This window comes from Paenibacillus sp. J22R3 (assembly GCF_056269305.1).
This window is the reverse complement of the sequence record NZ_JBWDNS010000001.1, coordinates 426,832-441,273: the sequence shown is the minus strand read 5'-3', so window position 1 is coordinate 441,273 and position 14,442 is coordinate 426,832. Positions and strand designations below refer to the sequence as shown.

Below are 14,442 nucleotides of genomic sequence, written 5' to 3'. Positions count from 1 at the left end.
TCGATTTGATCTGCTCCTTACTGACGTTGAAATCTTTAGTTAGTTGTTTGGCCAACCGTGTCTGTGCGCTTCTCGCCCGGCTTGGCGATTTCCAGCGTTCCAGTCTCGGTATCCACCTCACCAAACCCATAATGCTTGTAGCCCGTCTGCGTGAACGCTCCTTCGGCATTCACCACCCCGTATTCGGTCCATCCTGTTTCACCGAATATGCCGCTGTTATAATAGATGAAATCGCCGCTCGGTTTCGGTGCTGTGCCGACGCTGTTCGTCCATTTTCCCTTCATAAAGAGACGAAGCTGATCCTCGATCGGCCCGGCTAATCTACCGGCCCAAGTGACAACAGCTTGGTCGTCTTTGATTTCCATCTGTTGTGCAAGATTCCCATCGATGCGGATGAATCGCAATGCTTCCCCTTCCCGAAACAGCATCGTTGAACCGTCCGCCTCGCCGACGTTCTCGGCAATCAAAGGTTTGGACGCATACTGCGGACTGTAGCTGAGCCCTACCGCAACCTGACGAGCTTCGGCCAAGGTGCCATGATTCAGCGTATCGTGTTTCTTCTTGCCGATATACGATGAAATGAACACGGTCCGGTCATGCCAATCGGAGGAATATCCGAATTGGGCAGCCAAGTAACGAAGCGGTACATAGGCACGATTGCCATGCAGCTTCATAGGTGCATCAATCCGTTCCGTCACTTTGTTCACACCGCCGGGCTGATTTCGTTCGACCACTGCAACATTGCTAAACGTCGTGAAACGGACCGTTACGCCCCATTTACGAACGACAGCTGTATTCGTCTTGGCATTCCATTCTACAATTGCGCCAAATGCTTCACTAACCGCGCGCAGCGGTACGAGCACTCGACCTTTGTCGACAATTGGTGCTGCATCCGACGAGGCGGCCTTCCCCAATACTTCAATTTGAATGGCTGCAGCGGCTGCATTCGCATGAGCCTGCTCTGTGCCCGGCAGCGCGAATAATGTGCCGGCCATAACCGTAGTCGCTACTAACGCAGCTGCAAGTTGTTGTTTCATACCTTACCACTCCTTACCATCGTAATGGATCGGCATGTAATCCGATCCGGGATTACATAGTTAGACGAGTGAAAGGCGGAAATGGTTGCTTGTCCCATTTTATTAAGAGATTGGGACATGGAGGAATGTCATACATATTCCGGCACGATCTCCCTCGCAGAACGTGGATTTAGCTTATAAGGCACGACATCCCCTGTCGCCAAGTACCAATCTGCGATTCGTTCTGTCATTTGCAACCTAATGTTCGTGAAGTCCTTGTCGTCAATGACATTGTGCAGCTCATCAGGATCTGCTGCTAGATGATATAGCTCATCTCTCTCATACAACCGGCGGACAAGCTTCCACGACTTGGAGCGAATCATGACTGCTTTGCCATGCTGTTCGATATAGTCGGACTGCACACTTACTCGCGGCCAATACACATGTGACGGAGCAGGTTTGGGTTCATGCGTATGCGGCTCCTCTATCAATGCGCCCCCCTCACAGAAGACATGCTCCCGGTGCTCGGCTGTTGTACCTGTGCTAATAGGAATCAGTGATTTTCCGAAATGAGTGTGCCGCTTCGGAAGCTTAGCGAGCTCCGCCACCGTTGCATAGAAGTCGATCAGTTCCACGAGTGCATCCACCGGCACCGTTCTGCTCGGAACCGGTATCGAAGCAGGATACTTGATGACAAGCGGTACGCGAGTCAGGTCATCCTCGAACGTCACTTGCGTTTTTTCAACCATCCGGTAATCCCCTGCGTATTCTCCGTGGTCGCTAAACACAAAAACTGCCGTGTCATCCCAGTTCTCGGTTTGCTTAAGTGCATCCGTCAGCCTGCCAAGTGCTGCGTCCGTTTTGGTAATCATGCCGTAATAAACGGCGAGGATTTCCTTGAAGTCTGCTTCGCATAGACCGTCCAAATTCATGCGAGTTCGAATTTCATCCAGATGTCTCGTCTTGGTCCCCTCTGGCGGCAATGGAATCAGCGGCGGTAGCTGCTCGCGATCATACATCGAATAATAAGGCTCCTCTACTTGAAAAGGCACGTGAGGATCATGCAAAGTAAGACAAATGCAGAACGGTTCCTGAGGGCCGCTTTGCAGAAAATCGATGGCAGCCTGAACGAGCGCATCATCGTTGCTAACAATCTCATGTTCCGCCACTTTACCCCGATAATGCGTGTAATACAGCGGATCGTCCTGTTCCATAGGGGAAGGAGCGACGCGGTCATAACTAACATCTTCCGGCTTCACACGAACATCGCAAACTTCCGATTGATGCTCCACTCGAACGACGTCATTTTTGCCGCCCCACCACACCGTGTACCCGGCATCCTTGAGCTCTTGAAGCAGAAAAGGCTCCTCCGGCGACAGCATATGATGCATGGTACGATGCCCCCTTACATGGGGATACCAGCCGGTCATGAATGAACAACGGCTCGGCGTGCATACCGTGTTCTGGACAAAACATTGGGAGAATGCAACTCCCTCCTCGGCAAGCGCATCGGTATGCGGCGTTCGAACAACCGGATTGCCAAGGCAGCCTACGTCCTTGCCCCGCCATTGGTCCGGATTGAAAATAATGATGTTGGGTCTTCGTTCATTCATCGTCTACCCGCTCCTTCTCCATCCTTTGCTTCAATAGAAACTATTCGTGAGTAAATTCAATCTTCCTTTTACATACTAATGCTTCTTAAACTATAGTTAGGCTAGGAGGGATACCAGAATATGTATGGATTATTTAATCGCATTAAGAGATTGGCTGCCAAAAAGCCTCCTGTAGTTCGCCTTACAGTCGAAGAGCAACTATTACGTCTAAGGGAATTAGGCATTTCGCTGAAACCAAATGTTGACTATAAGAAACGATTGGATTTCAACGAAATCACAAAATATGAAGAACACCCCTATATCCACCTCTTAGTGTTTATGGGAGAGGAAGAAGACGGCATGACTGACTCCTACCTGAGTAATGACGTATGGTGCTTCGATCGTGAATGTATTGAGGATCATGGGGATTATGTACTGAAAATGATGCGTATTGCTGAAATGGTTGCACCGTACATAAGGGTTACTGATCTTCAGGATTACGTGGATTTTGAAACCGGAGAGTGCTGGATCGCCTTTAACGTTAATGGAACAAAACATCGTTATTCGCTTACCTTGCAAGACGACTGGATGAGTATCGAGATTTTTAAGATCTTTTCGGATTTGCTCGCAACGTATGGCTGCGGGAAAAGATTCTTCTTCTCGGATATAGGTAATGAGCTTTTAGTTGTGCTAATAGAATGGGACCATTTCCGGCTGTTAACCAAGCTTATCAATATCTTTATACCTGCTAACCTAAGACGGACTCCCTGAGCTAGATGGAGTCCGCCTATAAACATATACATGACTGATTTGTAATAGATTTTAGTAATTAATGTGATTAAATATTAAACTTTCTCCGTACCGGATACAGCATCGTGAAGTTGAACGTTTCAATTTCCGAGTAAGGTACTGTGAGAGCATTAAACGGTTCAAAAGGAACAGTCTCCATGCCGAGTACGCCTTCGCTTGAATCGAGTTCATAGTCAGGAGACTGTTCCAGCCAAGCAAAAACCGCATCATATACGCTCCACATATGTGTCTCATTCCCGCTCACGCGAGCACTGACGCAGAGGCCTCCGGAAACTTCTAAAGCCTCTATGCTATCAGGAACATCACCGAATTCATCCACCGACAAACCAACCCAGAGCGTGTCGACTTGCTGGTTCCATTGCTCCTGTGGAATGAATACGTACGCTTTAGGCCCAATAGAGAGCCTCGCATCATGTAGAGAAACCTGCTCTGTTAACGCGCTCCATGCTGTCCGAGTTCCGCTCTTGTCTTCCGTCATCCCCGTCCGGACTGCCAAAGCCTTAAAAGGAGCTACTTCAACCAATTCAACAGCTATCGTATTCTGCAAAAACTACCTCTCCTCTCAAACTCCAATCATGTTTGAATAAATTAACCTTAGAGAAATGTTTATCGAACAGAGCGTTGGATCAACTGAATGGTCTTACGAGCGCCTTCGATTTCATTACCGTCTGCAGGTACGCTCTCAACCCCCCAAGTACCCTTAAACCCATTGTCTTGCAGTAATTTACAGAAAGAAGGTACGTTCTGAGTCAGCTCCTGCCCGTCTTCTGTGAAATGGAAGGATTTGATATGCGTAACCGTTGCGTATTTCGCGCACTTCAACCAGCCTTCAGCCTGCTTCCCATGTGCCCAATTCCATGAATCCAGCAGCAATCCCAATCCGGGAACCGCTTCCAATAGTTTGACCGTATTATCCGGATCTACGGTTGGCCCCCAGTGATTCTCCACAATGACCTGGATACCGGCTTTCTGGGCACGTTCAATGATATCCTGATAACCTTCAACAACAATGTCAAATACTTCGTCCGTCCATTGCTGCGGTCCGCCGGAGTCGATACGAATGTGGGAAGCACCAAGCTTCTCGGCAATTTCGATCCACCGATAAGCCCGATGACGATTGCTGGCCCGAGCTTCCTCGGACTCTTCATAAATATGAGCTCCGTCAACGGCGATACACCCAAACGGCAACCCGGCTTCTTCGGCTGCATGCTTTACGCGTTCCAGAAATTCATCGTCCACAGCCGTCAGATGCTGAGATTGGTCTGGGTTGGCACCGGCATGCAGCGCATCCTCACCTTGATTCAACTCAGCCAGATGAGCATTCCAAGGATCAAGCTGCGTACACCCGAGTTCTTTGCAATCTTTAATATATTGGAAAATATCCTGTTTCCCCGCCGCGAGCAATCTGTGAAAACTGAACGAACAAATACTGATTTTCATACATAATCCTCCTTAGTTTGCGATAATACGTTCTTACTGGAACATATTCCATTTTCATTTCCATTTTCCTCCTATCCCATCACAAGTTGACGATTCTAGATGCTGGATTTAGGCATATTGCAGTCGGTAGAGCTGTGCATACCGCCGCGAATGGACCAGTAAATGTGCATGTTTCCCTTCTTCGACCACTTCCCCGTTCTCCATGACAATGATTCGATCAGCATCTCGAATGGTTGATAGCCGATGTGCGATCACAATTGCCGTTCGCCCTTTCATGAGTCGATCCAACGCTTGTTGAATGAGCTCTTCTGACTCGCCATCCAACGCGGATGTAGCTTCGTCCAGTACCAATAACGGGGCATTCTTGAGCATTGCACGCGCAATTGCGATTCGCTGGCGCTGTCCGCCGGATAATTGCGAGCCGTGTTCACCTACACCCGTATTCAGCCCTTCGGGCAACCGATCAATGAGTTCCCGTAATCCCGCTTGACTTACTGCTTTCCATACTTCTTCGTCTGAAGCAGTGGGAATACCCCAAGCAATATTGTCTCGAATTGTGCCGGCGAATAGATAACTGTTCTGCGGGACATAGGCAACCAGCGCTCTTACGGTTTCTTGTGAATACCGCTCTCGCGGATGACCATATATTCGAATGGAACCGACATCGGCTTCCACAAGCTCCATGATGTACTTAATCAATGTCGTCTTCCCTCCGCCGCTGCCGCCAACAATGGCAAGCTTCTCTCCGTTTCGTACTTGCAAAGTCAATTGCTTAATAACGGGCAGCTCGCTTTCGTAGGTTACGGACACGCCTTGCATTTCGATTGCATTCGCCGCCAATAGATCCGGGTCTACGGATTGTTCACGCATTCGCTCATCCGGAAGATCAATAACCTCCTTAACGCGTGCCGCGGAGATCGTTGCATATTGAAGCTGACGGTAAGAGTTGGTCATTAACAGCACATCATTGTTGATTTGTGACTGTAATAACACGATGAACACAATAGTACCTAAGTCTGTCACTCCTTTGTAAACAAATAGACTACCCGCGACGAGAGTGACGATAATCGCGCCCCACTGTATGGCAGAACTTGATGATGATCGCAAGGCATTATATCGAGCTCCGCGCAAGGCATGGGAATAGACGGTTGAGGAATCTTCCTCATACTTCGCCTGCAAAAGCGCTGTAAGACCAAACATACGTACAACAACTAATCCCGAAATCAGATCCAGCATTCGCTGCGAGAGCGTAGACAAGATCCCCATTTTTTGGGTAAGCCACTTATACTCTCTGCGGATGCAAGCAAGGTTCGCGTAGATGCTAATCAGTCCAAATACGAGGTTAAGGATACCTATAATGGGTTGCGAAACGATACAGATGACGGTTGAAATGAGGATACTGACCGGAATGGCGGCTAAACTGCGATCTCCCGTCATCATCGAACCGAAGAAATCGGCTGTACGCTCCGCATCCATGCTTAAGCGAGTAGACATGTCGCCGGATAACTGCGAATCCGCTTTTGCTGCCGGTATAGCGGTCAACTTCGCGAATAATGCCTTACGAATCTGCGCAAGGCCAAGGACTTTAATGGCAGCGGCTTTATAATTTACTGCCGTCATGACGATAATGCCCAGCATTACGCTTGCTGCGACTACTCCAATCGTTTGTACCATAGCAGCAAAATTGCCTGTTGCGGCGTGTGCCGTCGTTTGACCGATTAAATAGGCAGAGGTAATCGACATCCATGCGTTCTGCAACACACTGATCAAAGAACATCCGATATAGCTCCTTTGCCACGTTTTTATGAATTGCCACGACCAGATCATCATTCGAACGGTATGCCGGATACTGTCAATCGCAGTATTCATGATTATCCGCCTCCTGGGACTTGTAGAATCGATGATAAACGCCTTGCAACGCCATCAGTTGTTCATGTGTACCACTTTCCATGATCTGACCGTCATGTAGGCATAGAACTCGGTCAATATGGCGAAGGGCAGACAATCTGTGCGCAATGATGATCGTGGTACGTCCATGCATAAGCCGACGAAGTCCTTCCGACACCAAAGCTTCACTATGCGTATCCAGCGCTGAGGTGGGTTCGTCAAGCAAGAGCAGCGGAGCATCTTTCAACATCGCACGAGCGATCGATACCCGCTGCCGTTGTCCTCCGGATAGACGCATCCCGCGTTCGCCGATTTCTCGCTTCAAATCGATATCTTGAAGCAGCGCGGCGTCAATCGCCGCTTGTATCTGTGCATCGCTTGCGCTCGGATTGCCCAATGCAACGTTATCCCATAGCGTCCCGGCAAACAAATACGTATCCTGACCTACATAGGAGATGTGCTCGCGGAGTGCATCCGTTGCCCATTCTTCCACAGCATGACCGAATATATCGATCTCTCCCTCATCCTTGCGGTACAACGCCATGAGCAGTTTGAGCGCGGTTGATTTTCCCGAGCCGCTTGTGCCGACGAGCGCGATATGCTCACCCCGTTTTACGTTGAATGAAACACCTCTTAGAACGGGCGACGACTGACCCTCATACGAGAACCAAACATCGGAGAATCGAATCACTTGGTTAACCGGAACCTTTGCCGTCCCCCCTGCTGGCTCTCTTGTCAGATCCCATAATTCGAAAACGCGAGTTGCGCAGCCCCTCGCGGTTTTGAAGGCGGACAAAACGGATGACAAATCACCGATTGGATTTCCTATGAAGACACTTAAGATAATGACAGACATGACACTGCCGGAAGTAATTTGATGGGCGCTTGCCAGGTATACACCGAAGCCGCAGATGATGATTTGGGGGAGAAATAATAAGACCTGACTTAACGGAGAGAGCAAGATTGTCGCGCGATTGGCTTGAATTCCGCTGTCGGCGGCTCGGTCTACCGCTTCTTCATAACGTTGACGCAGTAAGTCACCAAGTTTATACATCTTCGCTATTTCGTAGCCGCCCATCAAGTGATTCGCAACGGAGAGTGCTTCACCGGCTGCTTGCTGCCGCTGCTGGACGAAACGAATTAGCGGTGCCGAGATTCGGACTTGTAAGAACGCGATGACCGGTACGACAGCAAGCGAGAATAATGTTAGTTGCCAGCTGATGTACAGTGAGGCCGCAAGCGCTACAATACCGATGATCTGCTGCGGCAGTTTCACCGAGAAATAGTTCTGCAGCGATTCGTTGATTTGGATGAGATCGCTGTTGGCACGTGATAGAATATCCCCGCTATTAAGACCATCCAGCAGCTGCTTGTCGATTCCGGATACGATGGCAAAATTGGTATTGCGAAGATTGCGGTCGCACTGCTCGCTGTATTTCATACCTAGATATTGCTGCAGATATTGCGAGGGTATAAACACAACAAGTGCGAGCAGCAGGACAGCAGTTTGCATGTTTACGATCGTACCCGTTGTACCGAATTGATCAATAATGGCGTGGAAGCTTTGCGTCATCAGACTTAGCACTGCCGATGTGAGAAGAGAGAAAAGGATCGTGGATACGAGAATAGGCGTGTATTTCTTGTTGACTGTGAAGTAGCGGAGCATGACTTGCAATGAGCCCGGAGGTGTCTCCTGTTGATGGGTTTCTTGCTTTGACTTTACATACCTTACATTCATTTCTCCATCTCCATTTCTCCGTGAATGAATGGTTCATTCATTTTTATTCATTTAATAAAGCACGCCGAAGCGTGCCGATTGAAATGCTGCCCGTTCATTTGTTTGGAGTGGAGTAGGCTCGTGCCACGAGGTCAACCGCGATTTCCCGGGCTGCAGCGCGCGGTACCGAAATTTCAGGCATGGCAATATTCGCGTTCATAGCCCACCATGTCAAAATATCGTTGATGCTTTGCACGTGGACGCGCGGGTAATCCAACTTCCGAATCTCTCCTGCTTCCATAAAGGTCATGAGGTTAGTTTCGAATACGCGGAAGAACTGATCCCTTGCAGGAAAAAAAGAGTTCGCCAGCTCGCGAAGAATACTCGCGTTCGTCTCGATATTACCGGTTGCTAGAAGAATATCCGCACTCATATCGAAGATGTCGGCTACCATCTGCGTGAAGCTCTTGATGATTGTCCCATCAACGTTGGTAATTCGCAAAACTTCGCCGAATACCCTGTCATTTAATTTCTCGCAAAGGCTATACAGATGTTTCATGTCAGCCTCTTCGACGGGCAATGCGATTTCGCTATCGAGATAATCTTTCTCCAATGACGCGCGTATGACAAAAGTAAGAATGGCCTTCTTGCTTGTAAACAGGTTGTAGATCGTACCCGTTGCGACACCGGCCGCTTCTGCAATCTCCGATACCTTCGTATTCGCATAACGCTTGGTATTAAATAGTCGTCCCGCATGAAAATAAATGCTGCGCAGTCGTTCGTCTGCCATGGCTCACCTCTAAGAATGAATCGTTCATTCATATTGTATGTGCCGTTTTCTCTATTGTCAATCCTATCCAGAATGATCCGCACTATCCGATCGTGTGGCGGTAGCCGCTTCTATTCATCCTTATCGCTGCTATCAGGTAAAGGATTAGTACCCCAACAAATAGGTTCCAAACACTCGGTATGGACGCGAAACACATATAAAGCCCAAATTTTGGATTATTCCGAATTATTCTTGTCCTTCTCCTTTTGAGTATTAATTAAGATGTCGAGTCTTTCTATTATGCGTTCATCATTCAGTAATTGTTTCTTCACATTCGCATCAATATTGATTAAGAAGAGAATTAGAATCACGGGCAAAATAAAAATTAAAACGATTACCATCCGTTCACCTCTATTAGGTTATTTTCACTTCTATAATCCATCCACTATGGTTTTCTCTAAAGCCTTAATCTCGATTGAAATGATAAGTCGCTTAAGCTCTGACATGTTCATTGTATTCCGCTGCTCCTCCTCCGAAGATTAGCTTCCACTTCCTTAACCATAGGCTCAATGCGATCCCAACGATTCATGCAGTGATAGAGAATCATCTCCAGATCATTCTCGTTCTGAGCGTCTTCGGTGTTTCGATATAGAATATTCATGAACCAATTGGTTAAATTCCGAAGATGGTGACGGTAGGAGTAAAATCGCAATAAATCCGGATTTATGGCCACAGATTTGCCTACATGCTTCTCATAAGCGGGGAAGAAAACATCGAACTCCTCCCCGATATAACCAATCAAATCGAATTCTATCGGCGCCATAATTGCGGATTCCCAATCTATCACATACAACGCTTGGCCATGACGAATGAGATTGCCACCCCAAACATCGCCGTGACATAACTTGAACTCATGGGTTTCCGACATTGCCGCCAAACGAAGTTTACGAACGAGATTCAATAGGACAAGAATTTGCTCTTTCTTCGGTAAAACATGCTCACGCAGCACTTGTTTACTGGGATTGTCAAAAGTCAGTGTGCTTTCGAACAACGAAATACACTTTTCAAGATCACGGTCAAAAGAAATATCATAGGTCTCTGCCGCAACCGTAGTCTTGTCTATAGATGGAGTAATCGAATGAATGGCAGCTACGGATGCGGCAATGCGTTCAAGAATCTCTCCGGAGAAAGGGTATGCCTCTGCCAAGGATTCCCCTTGAATATAATTAAATAATACGAGCGTGATCTCATTACTTATTGTTGAAAATTCGCCGCTCCGATTCTTAATGGGATAGGTGATATTTTGAAAAAGCCCTTGATGAAACAAGTTCCACGTTAATGGTAAGTAACTGTGAAAACGTTCCATACTCATTCTTTGTCTGTCATTGTTAAGATCAAATAATTTCAGATAATAACGATCATCATTGCTGCAATTCACCCGGTAAGAGTAAGCGGAATCCCCCATAGGAATGAAGTGAATGCTTTCGACTTGTATCCCGTATTCTCTATCAAGCGTCGCTGCGAGCACACGATCTTCGATGTGATAGTTGACTTCCAAACAAATCGCTCCCAACGTTAATATACAATTACATTTCCTTAAATTTAATGACGTTAACCTTCGATTCTCGCTAATTAAAATGGTATAATTAGGAACTCACACTCTGGTAGGAGGAGAATTCATGAAAATCTCAGGCGTTATCCCGCAGCTGCGAACGATGAATCTTGAAAGCTCCATACAGTTTTACACGACGCAATTAGGCTTGGAACTCGCATTTCGCTACGAAGACTTCTACGCCGGCATTCGTGCAGGTAACCAAATCTTTCACCTCAAGTTTGTCTGTGAACAGGACCCTTCTATCCCTTATACACGCGATGGTGACCATTTCACGCTCTACCTGCAAACGGAAGATGCCGCTGCCTTGGCCGAGGAACTGAAGGCTCGAGGGATCCTATTGACTAAGGATGTGCATGTAACGGATTGGAGTACTAAGGAGTTCATCATCGAGGACGATCAGGGACACACGATTTACTTTGGCGAGGCGCTCTAAACATCAGATCGTTAAAGAATTTTCACTGCATCGCTGCAATCATAATGAATGCACCGAAGATCACGCCCCATACACCCAACAGCGAACTTATCAAAATTGGTAACCATTTAACTCGTCTGAGAGCGAAATACATCATCATAAACAGCGGATAGAATACAATCCATTTTATCATCAAGAAGATGATCGACATAATAACATCATTTTTCAGAAACATGGATAAAAGACCCATAGTAATTAACCCCGTTAATCCTACCGTATAGCCAATGTACTTTTCTAAATAAGTATTGAAATTGTCGTTAAAATCAAACAGAATCGCGGCTACCGCAGGGGGAACAAACACAATTAAATACTGTACGATCAAATAGTGATAGAAATCCCTTTTCAATCGAGTTTCCTCCTTATGGCAACAACTATAAACGGCAGCCAATCGCAATGATTGCTGCCGTTTTGTTTATTAACACCGGACATACTTACGTTTGAAACCAATCTGCCCTCGATCAATGGCCTTCTGAATATTATCCAATGCGGATATTAACTTGCTCTTCGCCTTGTGTTTGTTGACTTCTACCGGACCAACGGCTTTTGCAATCTCGACAGCCTTATCGTGGAGAGGGATATAAGACACCGCTACGGTGGTTATGAAATTATTCATCGCGAATTTCGTGCGTTCGGGAGCATCGTGGATCGTATCGGCTACTAGATCAAGCATATTGGCAAGCTTACTTTCGGAAAACTCACTGTCTTTTCGATTGCCGAGCAGCCAGCAGTAACAGCTCCAGCCGCCAGACATACGCAGCTCTTCCCCGCTGGCAATCCAGTTATCGGCTACTTCCTGCGCTATATCCGATTCCGCCAAAGTTACGGCTACCACGTAATCGGACAACATAAAGAAATAAGCCGAATCCATCCATCGGTCATAATCGGCTGCAGTCATCCCTTTAGGATCCGCAATTACGCCGGCAAAGTACATAGCATCATAATTCCCCGTTGCGTACAGCTGCTCCGCCAGAGGTTGATTAATTTTGATCTTCTTGGCAATAGGCTTCATTTCGCCTGTAGTCGCTCCGAACAACGGTTCTTGCGCTCCATTGGACATGTACATTTTCTTGCTGCGTTCCTTGCCGATTGCTTCAAGCTCAAGCATGACGGAGTCCACATTCATTCCATAGCACGTCCTTATATTGGTATAGTAGTCGTACAGGCTGCCTAAACATCTTTATCCTTTATTATAATTAAAAATCCGCCATAAGTTAAGACCTACCCGGCCTTGGCAATCGCTCTCTTAAGTTTGTCATAATCCGCGAAGTCTACATATTTAATCCCATTAATAAATAGCGTCGGCGTAGCCGAAATCAGCTCCTCAGCCTTCGCATTATGGGCAATCACCTCGTCGGCATATGCCTCGGTGTCAATATCTTGCCTTAACTTCTCGTAATCGACTTGAAGCTGTGCGTTCTTCGCCAGTTCAACGAGAACATCCGGAGTTGCCCAAGCAACCTGTTCATCCCCTTGGTTCTTATAGATCGCATCGTAGTATTTCCAAAATTCATTAGCATTTTGATGATAAATGGATTGACCCGCCATAGCGGCTGCAAATGAATCCGGTCCGATAATCGTATGATTCATGAAATATAGCGCGACTGTTCCTTTATCAATGTAGTCCTGTACCAGCCTTGGCTTCATTTCTTGACTGAAAAAGCGGCAGGCCGGGCACTTAAAGTCACCGAACTCGACGATTTTGATCGGCGCATCGGCCGAACCAAGCCTGGGAAGCTGCTGATAATCGAATGCAACCGGTTTTGGCTTAGGCGCGAATATAACCGCTATAACGATTGCTGCAATAGCTGCGAAACAGATGCAGAAGAAGATCCAACGTTTGCGTTCCTTCTGCTTCTTTTTCTCCATGGCCCTTAATCGCTTAGTTCCTCCCGGAATTCTCTTGTTATCAACCAACGCATCCATGGTCGGTTCCGCCCTTCTACATCAGAATAAATAGAAAGACTGCCAAGGCAGCCTTTCATTCCGGACTATTTAATAGCATCATCTTACCTTGGCCAGCGCATTTCGACAGGCTGAAGTGCCGGGAACGCAGCATGCGGCTCCGCTTGATACCAGTAAGCTACCGATGACACATCATCCGTTCTCTCGAACAAAGCGCGACTGTTATGTCCCATTTGTTGAATCGTCACCTTCAGCTCGTTCTCGAAGCGGATCGGGTCCATCAGATGCCAACGGTATAAGCCATGCATCGGCACGCTGTCTTCCCCGAAGATGTCGCTGCGCGTCGTATCCGTCTTCGAATAATAGGGATAACCGAGATAAGGCGTATTATAGGGAACTTCAACAATTGTCCCCTCTCGTTTCTCGTAGAAGCACCAAGCGCCTCCGAAATAATCTTCTGTCCCCGTGCCACATATAGTCGGCCACTCTTCATCGCCGTCCATATAAAACTTGATCTCGCCTTCTCCCCACCAGTACCGCTCCAGAGCTGCCCAAGCCAAGTATGTACCGACGTAATGTCCCTTCCCTTTCACGTTATCCAAGATCGTGAAATCCTGCGCCGCGGTCGTAATATTCTCCCGTCTCCACTGTGCATGGAAATACCCGGCTTCCTCCGGAATCTCATCGACTAAGGTATAACTAAATTGATAGAAAAACCCGCCGATTTCGCGCGCATGCTGGTTCTCTATCGTAATCTTGGCTTTGCTGCGGAATGGCATCGGAAAATAACAGTTCATGCCTCCTGTCGGATTTACGACAATCGGCAGCGAATTCACGATACTCCGCGCACCGAAACCGTTGCAGAAGAAGTCCCCTAGCGGCACTTCGACCGAAGGCTCCGCCTCGTCATCCCAGTACATCCGGATAACCAAGTCTCGCAGCACGAAGTAGCCTTTATCCGTCCGGTCCGTAACCGTGATCCAGAAATGCTGGATCACGCCCGGCCCGTCCACTTCCATCAACGTGACCGTTTCCCCCTGCTGGAGCGTAATACACGGTCTGCCCTTCCGTCCAACGCCTAAATTACTGGCTTCCTTTCCGCCTGCACCGACTTCCCCCCTCGGATTCTCAGCGCTGATTGAACGCGTCTTCGCATTGCTCATAAGCGGTGCCGTGGATAAACCGAATCCTAATCCTTGATTTTGCAGCATGTGAACGACCT

At 47.5% G+C, this 14,442-nt stretch carries 14 protein-coding genes; 2 read left to right on the top strand and 12 right to left on the bottom strand.

All coding sequences use genetic code 11. The annotated features are described in order from the left end of the window. Positions 1–35: 35 nt before the first annotated feature. Both AC0YN4_RS02015 and AC0YN4_RS02010 read right to left on the bottom strand, forming a co-directional pair. The gene (locus AC0YN4_RS02015) at positions 36–1,037 is read right to left on the bottom strand and encodes a copper amine oxidase N-terminal domain-containing protein (protein WP_475780787.1); all 1,002 of its coding nucleotides are present in this window, start codon (positions 1,035–1,037) and stop codon (positions 36–38) included. Positions 1,038–1,165: 128 nt separating this feature from the next. Continuing rightward, complete coding sequence (locus AC0YN4_RS02010; protein WP_475780786.1) at positions 1,166–2,629, bottom strand: sulfatase family protein; 1,464 nt, start codon at positions 2,627–2,629, stop codon at positions 1,166–1,168. A 120-nt stretch (positions 2,630–2,749) separates the two neighbouring features. Here AC0YN4_RS02010 and AC0YN4_RS02005 point away from each other — a divergent pair, with 120 nt between their 5' ends. Further along, on the top strand, positions 2,750–3,379 hold the full coding sequence (locus AC0YN4_RS02005; RefSeq protein ID WP_475780785.1) for a hypothetical protein: 630 nt from the start codon (positions 2,750–2,752) through the stop codon (positions 3,377–3,379). Between the two features lie 67 nt (positions 3,380–3,446). Here the strand turns inward: AC0YN4_RS02005 and AC0YN4_RS02000 are convergent, their stop codons facing one another. The 6 genes from AC0YN4_RS02000 to AC0YN4_RS01975 all read right to left on the bottom strand — a co-directional run bounded on the left by AC0YN4_RS02000 (position 3,447) and on the right by AC0YN4_RS01975 (position 10,789). Beyond that, entirely contained in the window at positions 3,447–3,965 is a 519-nt protein-coding gene (locus AC0YN4_RS02000) for a GyrI-like domain-containing protein (protein ID WP_475780784.1), read from the bottom strand. A 59-nt stretch (positions 3,966–4,024) separates the two neighbouring features. Then, positions 4,025–4,858: a sugar phosphate isomerase/epimerase family protein gene (locus AC0YN4_RS01995; protein WP_475780783.1), complete on the bottom strand. Its 834-nt coding sequence runs from the start codon at positions 4,856–4,858 to the stop codon at positions 4,025–4,027. Between the two features lie 108 nt (positions 4,859–4,966). Continuing rightward, positions 4,967–6,727: an ABC transporter ATP-binding protein gene (locus AC0YN4_RS01990; RefSeq protein ID WP_475780782.1), complete on the bottom strand. Its 1,761-nt coding sequence runs from the start codon at positions 6,725–6,727 to the stop codon at positions 4,967–4,969. Further along, a complete protein-coding gene (locus AC0YN4_RS01985; RefSeq protein WP_475780781.1) occupies positions 6,711–8,483 on the bottom strand; it encodes an ABC transporter ATP-binding protein in 1,773 nt (590 codons plus the stop codon). The genes AC0YN4_RS01990 and AC0YN4_RS01985 overlap by 17 nt, the downstream gene beginning before the upstream one ends. 94 nt (positions 8,484–8,577) lie before the next feature. Further along, complete coding sequence (locus tag AC0YN4_RS01980; protein ID WP_475780780.1) at positions 8,578–9,252, bottom strand: TetR/AcrR family transcriptional regulator; 675 nt, start codon at positions 9,250–9,252, stop codon at positions 8,578–8,580. A gap of 487 nt (positions 9,253–9,739) precedes the next feature. Then, entirely contained in the window at positions 9,740–10,789 is a 1,050-nt protein-coding gene (locus tag AC0YN4_RS01975; RefSeq protein ID WP_475834978.1) for a phosphotransferase, read from the bottom strand. A gap of 121 nt (positions 10,790–10,910) precedes the next feature. On the opposite strand from AC0YN4_RS01975, the gene AC0YN4_RS01970 reads away from it, so the two are divergent. Beyond that, the gene (locus AC0YN4_RS01970; protein ID WP_475780778.1) at positions 10,911–11,279 is read left to right on the top strand and encodes a VOC family protein; all 369 of its coding nucleotides are present in this window, start codon (positions 10,911–10,913) and stop codon (positions 11,277–11,279) included. 22 nt (positions 11,280–11,301) lie between these two features. Here AC0YN4_RS01970 and AC0YN4_RS01965 read toward each other — a convergent pair whose 3' ends face one another. From AC0YN4_RS01965 to AC0YN4_RS01950, 4 genes are all read right to left on the bottom strand, one after another. After that, the gene (locus tag AC0YN4_RS01965; RefSeq protein ID WP_475834977.1) at positions 11,302–11,664 is read right to left on the bottom strand and encodes a hypothetical protein; all 363 of its coding nucleotides are present in this window, start codon (positions 11,662–11,664) and stop codon (positions 11,302–11,304) included. Between the two features lie 69 nt (positions 11,665–11,733). Continuing rightward, a complete protein-coding gene (locus tag AC0YN4_RS01960; protein ID WP_475834976.1) occupies positions 11,734–12,441 on the bottom strand; it encodes a DNA alkylation repair protein in 708 nt (235 codons plus the stop codon). A 95-nt stretch (positions 12,442–12,536) separates the two neighbouring features. Further along, entirely contained in the window at positions 12,537–13,184 is a 648-nt protein-coding gene (locus AC0YN4_RS01955) for a DsbA family protein (protein WP_475834975.1), read from the bottom strand. 140 nt (positions 13,185–13,324) lie between these two features. Beyond that, complete coding sequence (locus AC0YN4_RS01950; protein ID WP_475780774.1) at positions 13,325–14,431, bottom strand: glycoside hydrolase family 172 protein; 1,107 nt, start codon at positions 14,429–14,431, stop codon at positions 13,325–13,327. Positions 14,432–14,442: the final 11 nt, after the last annotated feature.

Bases quoted from the DNA above. Each gene is read 5' to 3' on its own strand.
- AC0YN4_RS01980 (WP_475780780.1), bottom strand. From the start codon at position 9,252: ATGGCAGACGAACGACTGCGCAGCATTTATTTTCATGCGGGACGACTA.
- AC0YN4_RS02015 (WP_475780787.1), bottom strand. From the start codon at position 1,037: ATGAAACAACAACTTGCAGCTGCGTTAGTAGCGACTACGGTTATGGCC.
- AC0YN4_RS01950 (WP_475780774.1), bottom strand. From the start codon at position 14,431: ATGCTGCAAAATCAAGGATTAGGATTCGGTTTATCCACGGCACCGCTT.
- AC0YN4_RS02005 (WP_475780785.1), top strand. From the start codon at position 2,750: ATGTATGGATTATTTAATCGCATTAAGAGATTGGCTGCCAAAAAGCCT.
- AC0YN4_RS01955 (WP_475834975.1), bottom strand. From the start codon at position 13,184: ATGGAGAAAAAGAAGCAGAAGGAACGCAAACGTTGGATCTTCTTCTGC.
- AC0YN4_RS01990 (WP_475780782.1), bottom strand. From the start codon at position 6,727: ATGAATACTGCGATTGACAGTATCCGGCATACCGTTCGAATGATGATC.
- AC0YN4_RS01985 (WP_475780781.1), bottom strand. From the start codon at position 8,483: ATGAATGTAAGGTATGTAAAGTCAAAGCAAGAAACCCATCAACAGGAG.
- AC0YN4_RS01960 (WP_475834976.1), bottom strand. From the start codon at position 12,441: ATGAATGTGGACTCCGTCATGCTTGAGCTTGAAGCAATCGGCAAGGAA.
- AC0YN4_RS01995 (WP_475780783.1), bottom strand. From the start codon at position 4,858: ATGAAAATCAGTATTTGTTCGTTCAGTTTTCACAGATTGCTCGCGGCG.
- AC0YN4_RS02010 (WP_475780786.1), bottom strand. From the start codon at position 2,629: ATGAATGAACGAAGACCCAACATCATTATTTTCAATCCGGACCAATGG.
- AC0YN4_RS01970 (WP_475780778.1), top strand. From the start codon at position 10,911: ATGAAAATCTCAGGCGTTATCCCGCAGCTGCGAACGATGAATCTTGAA.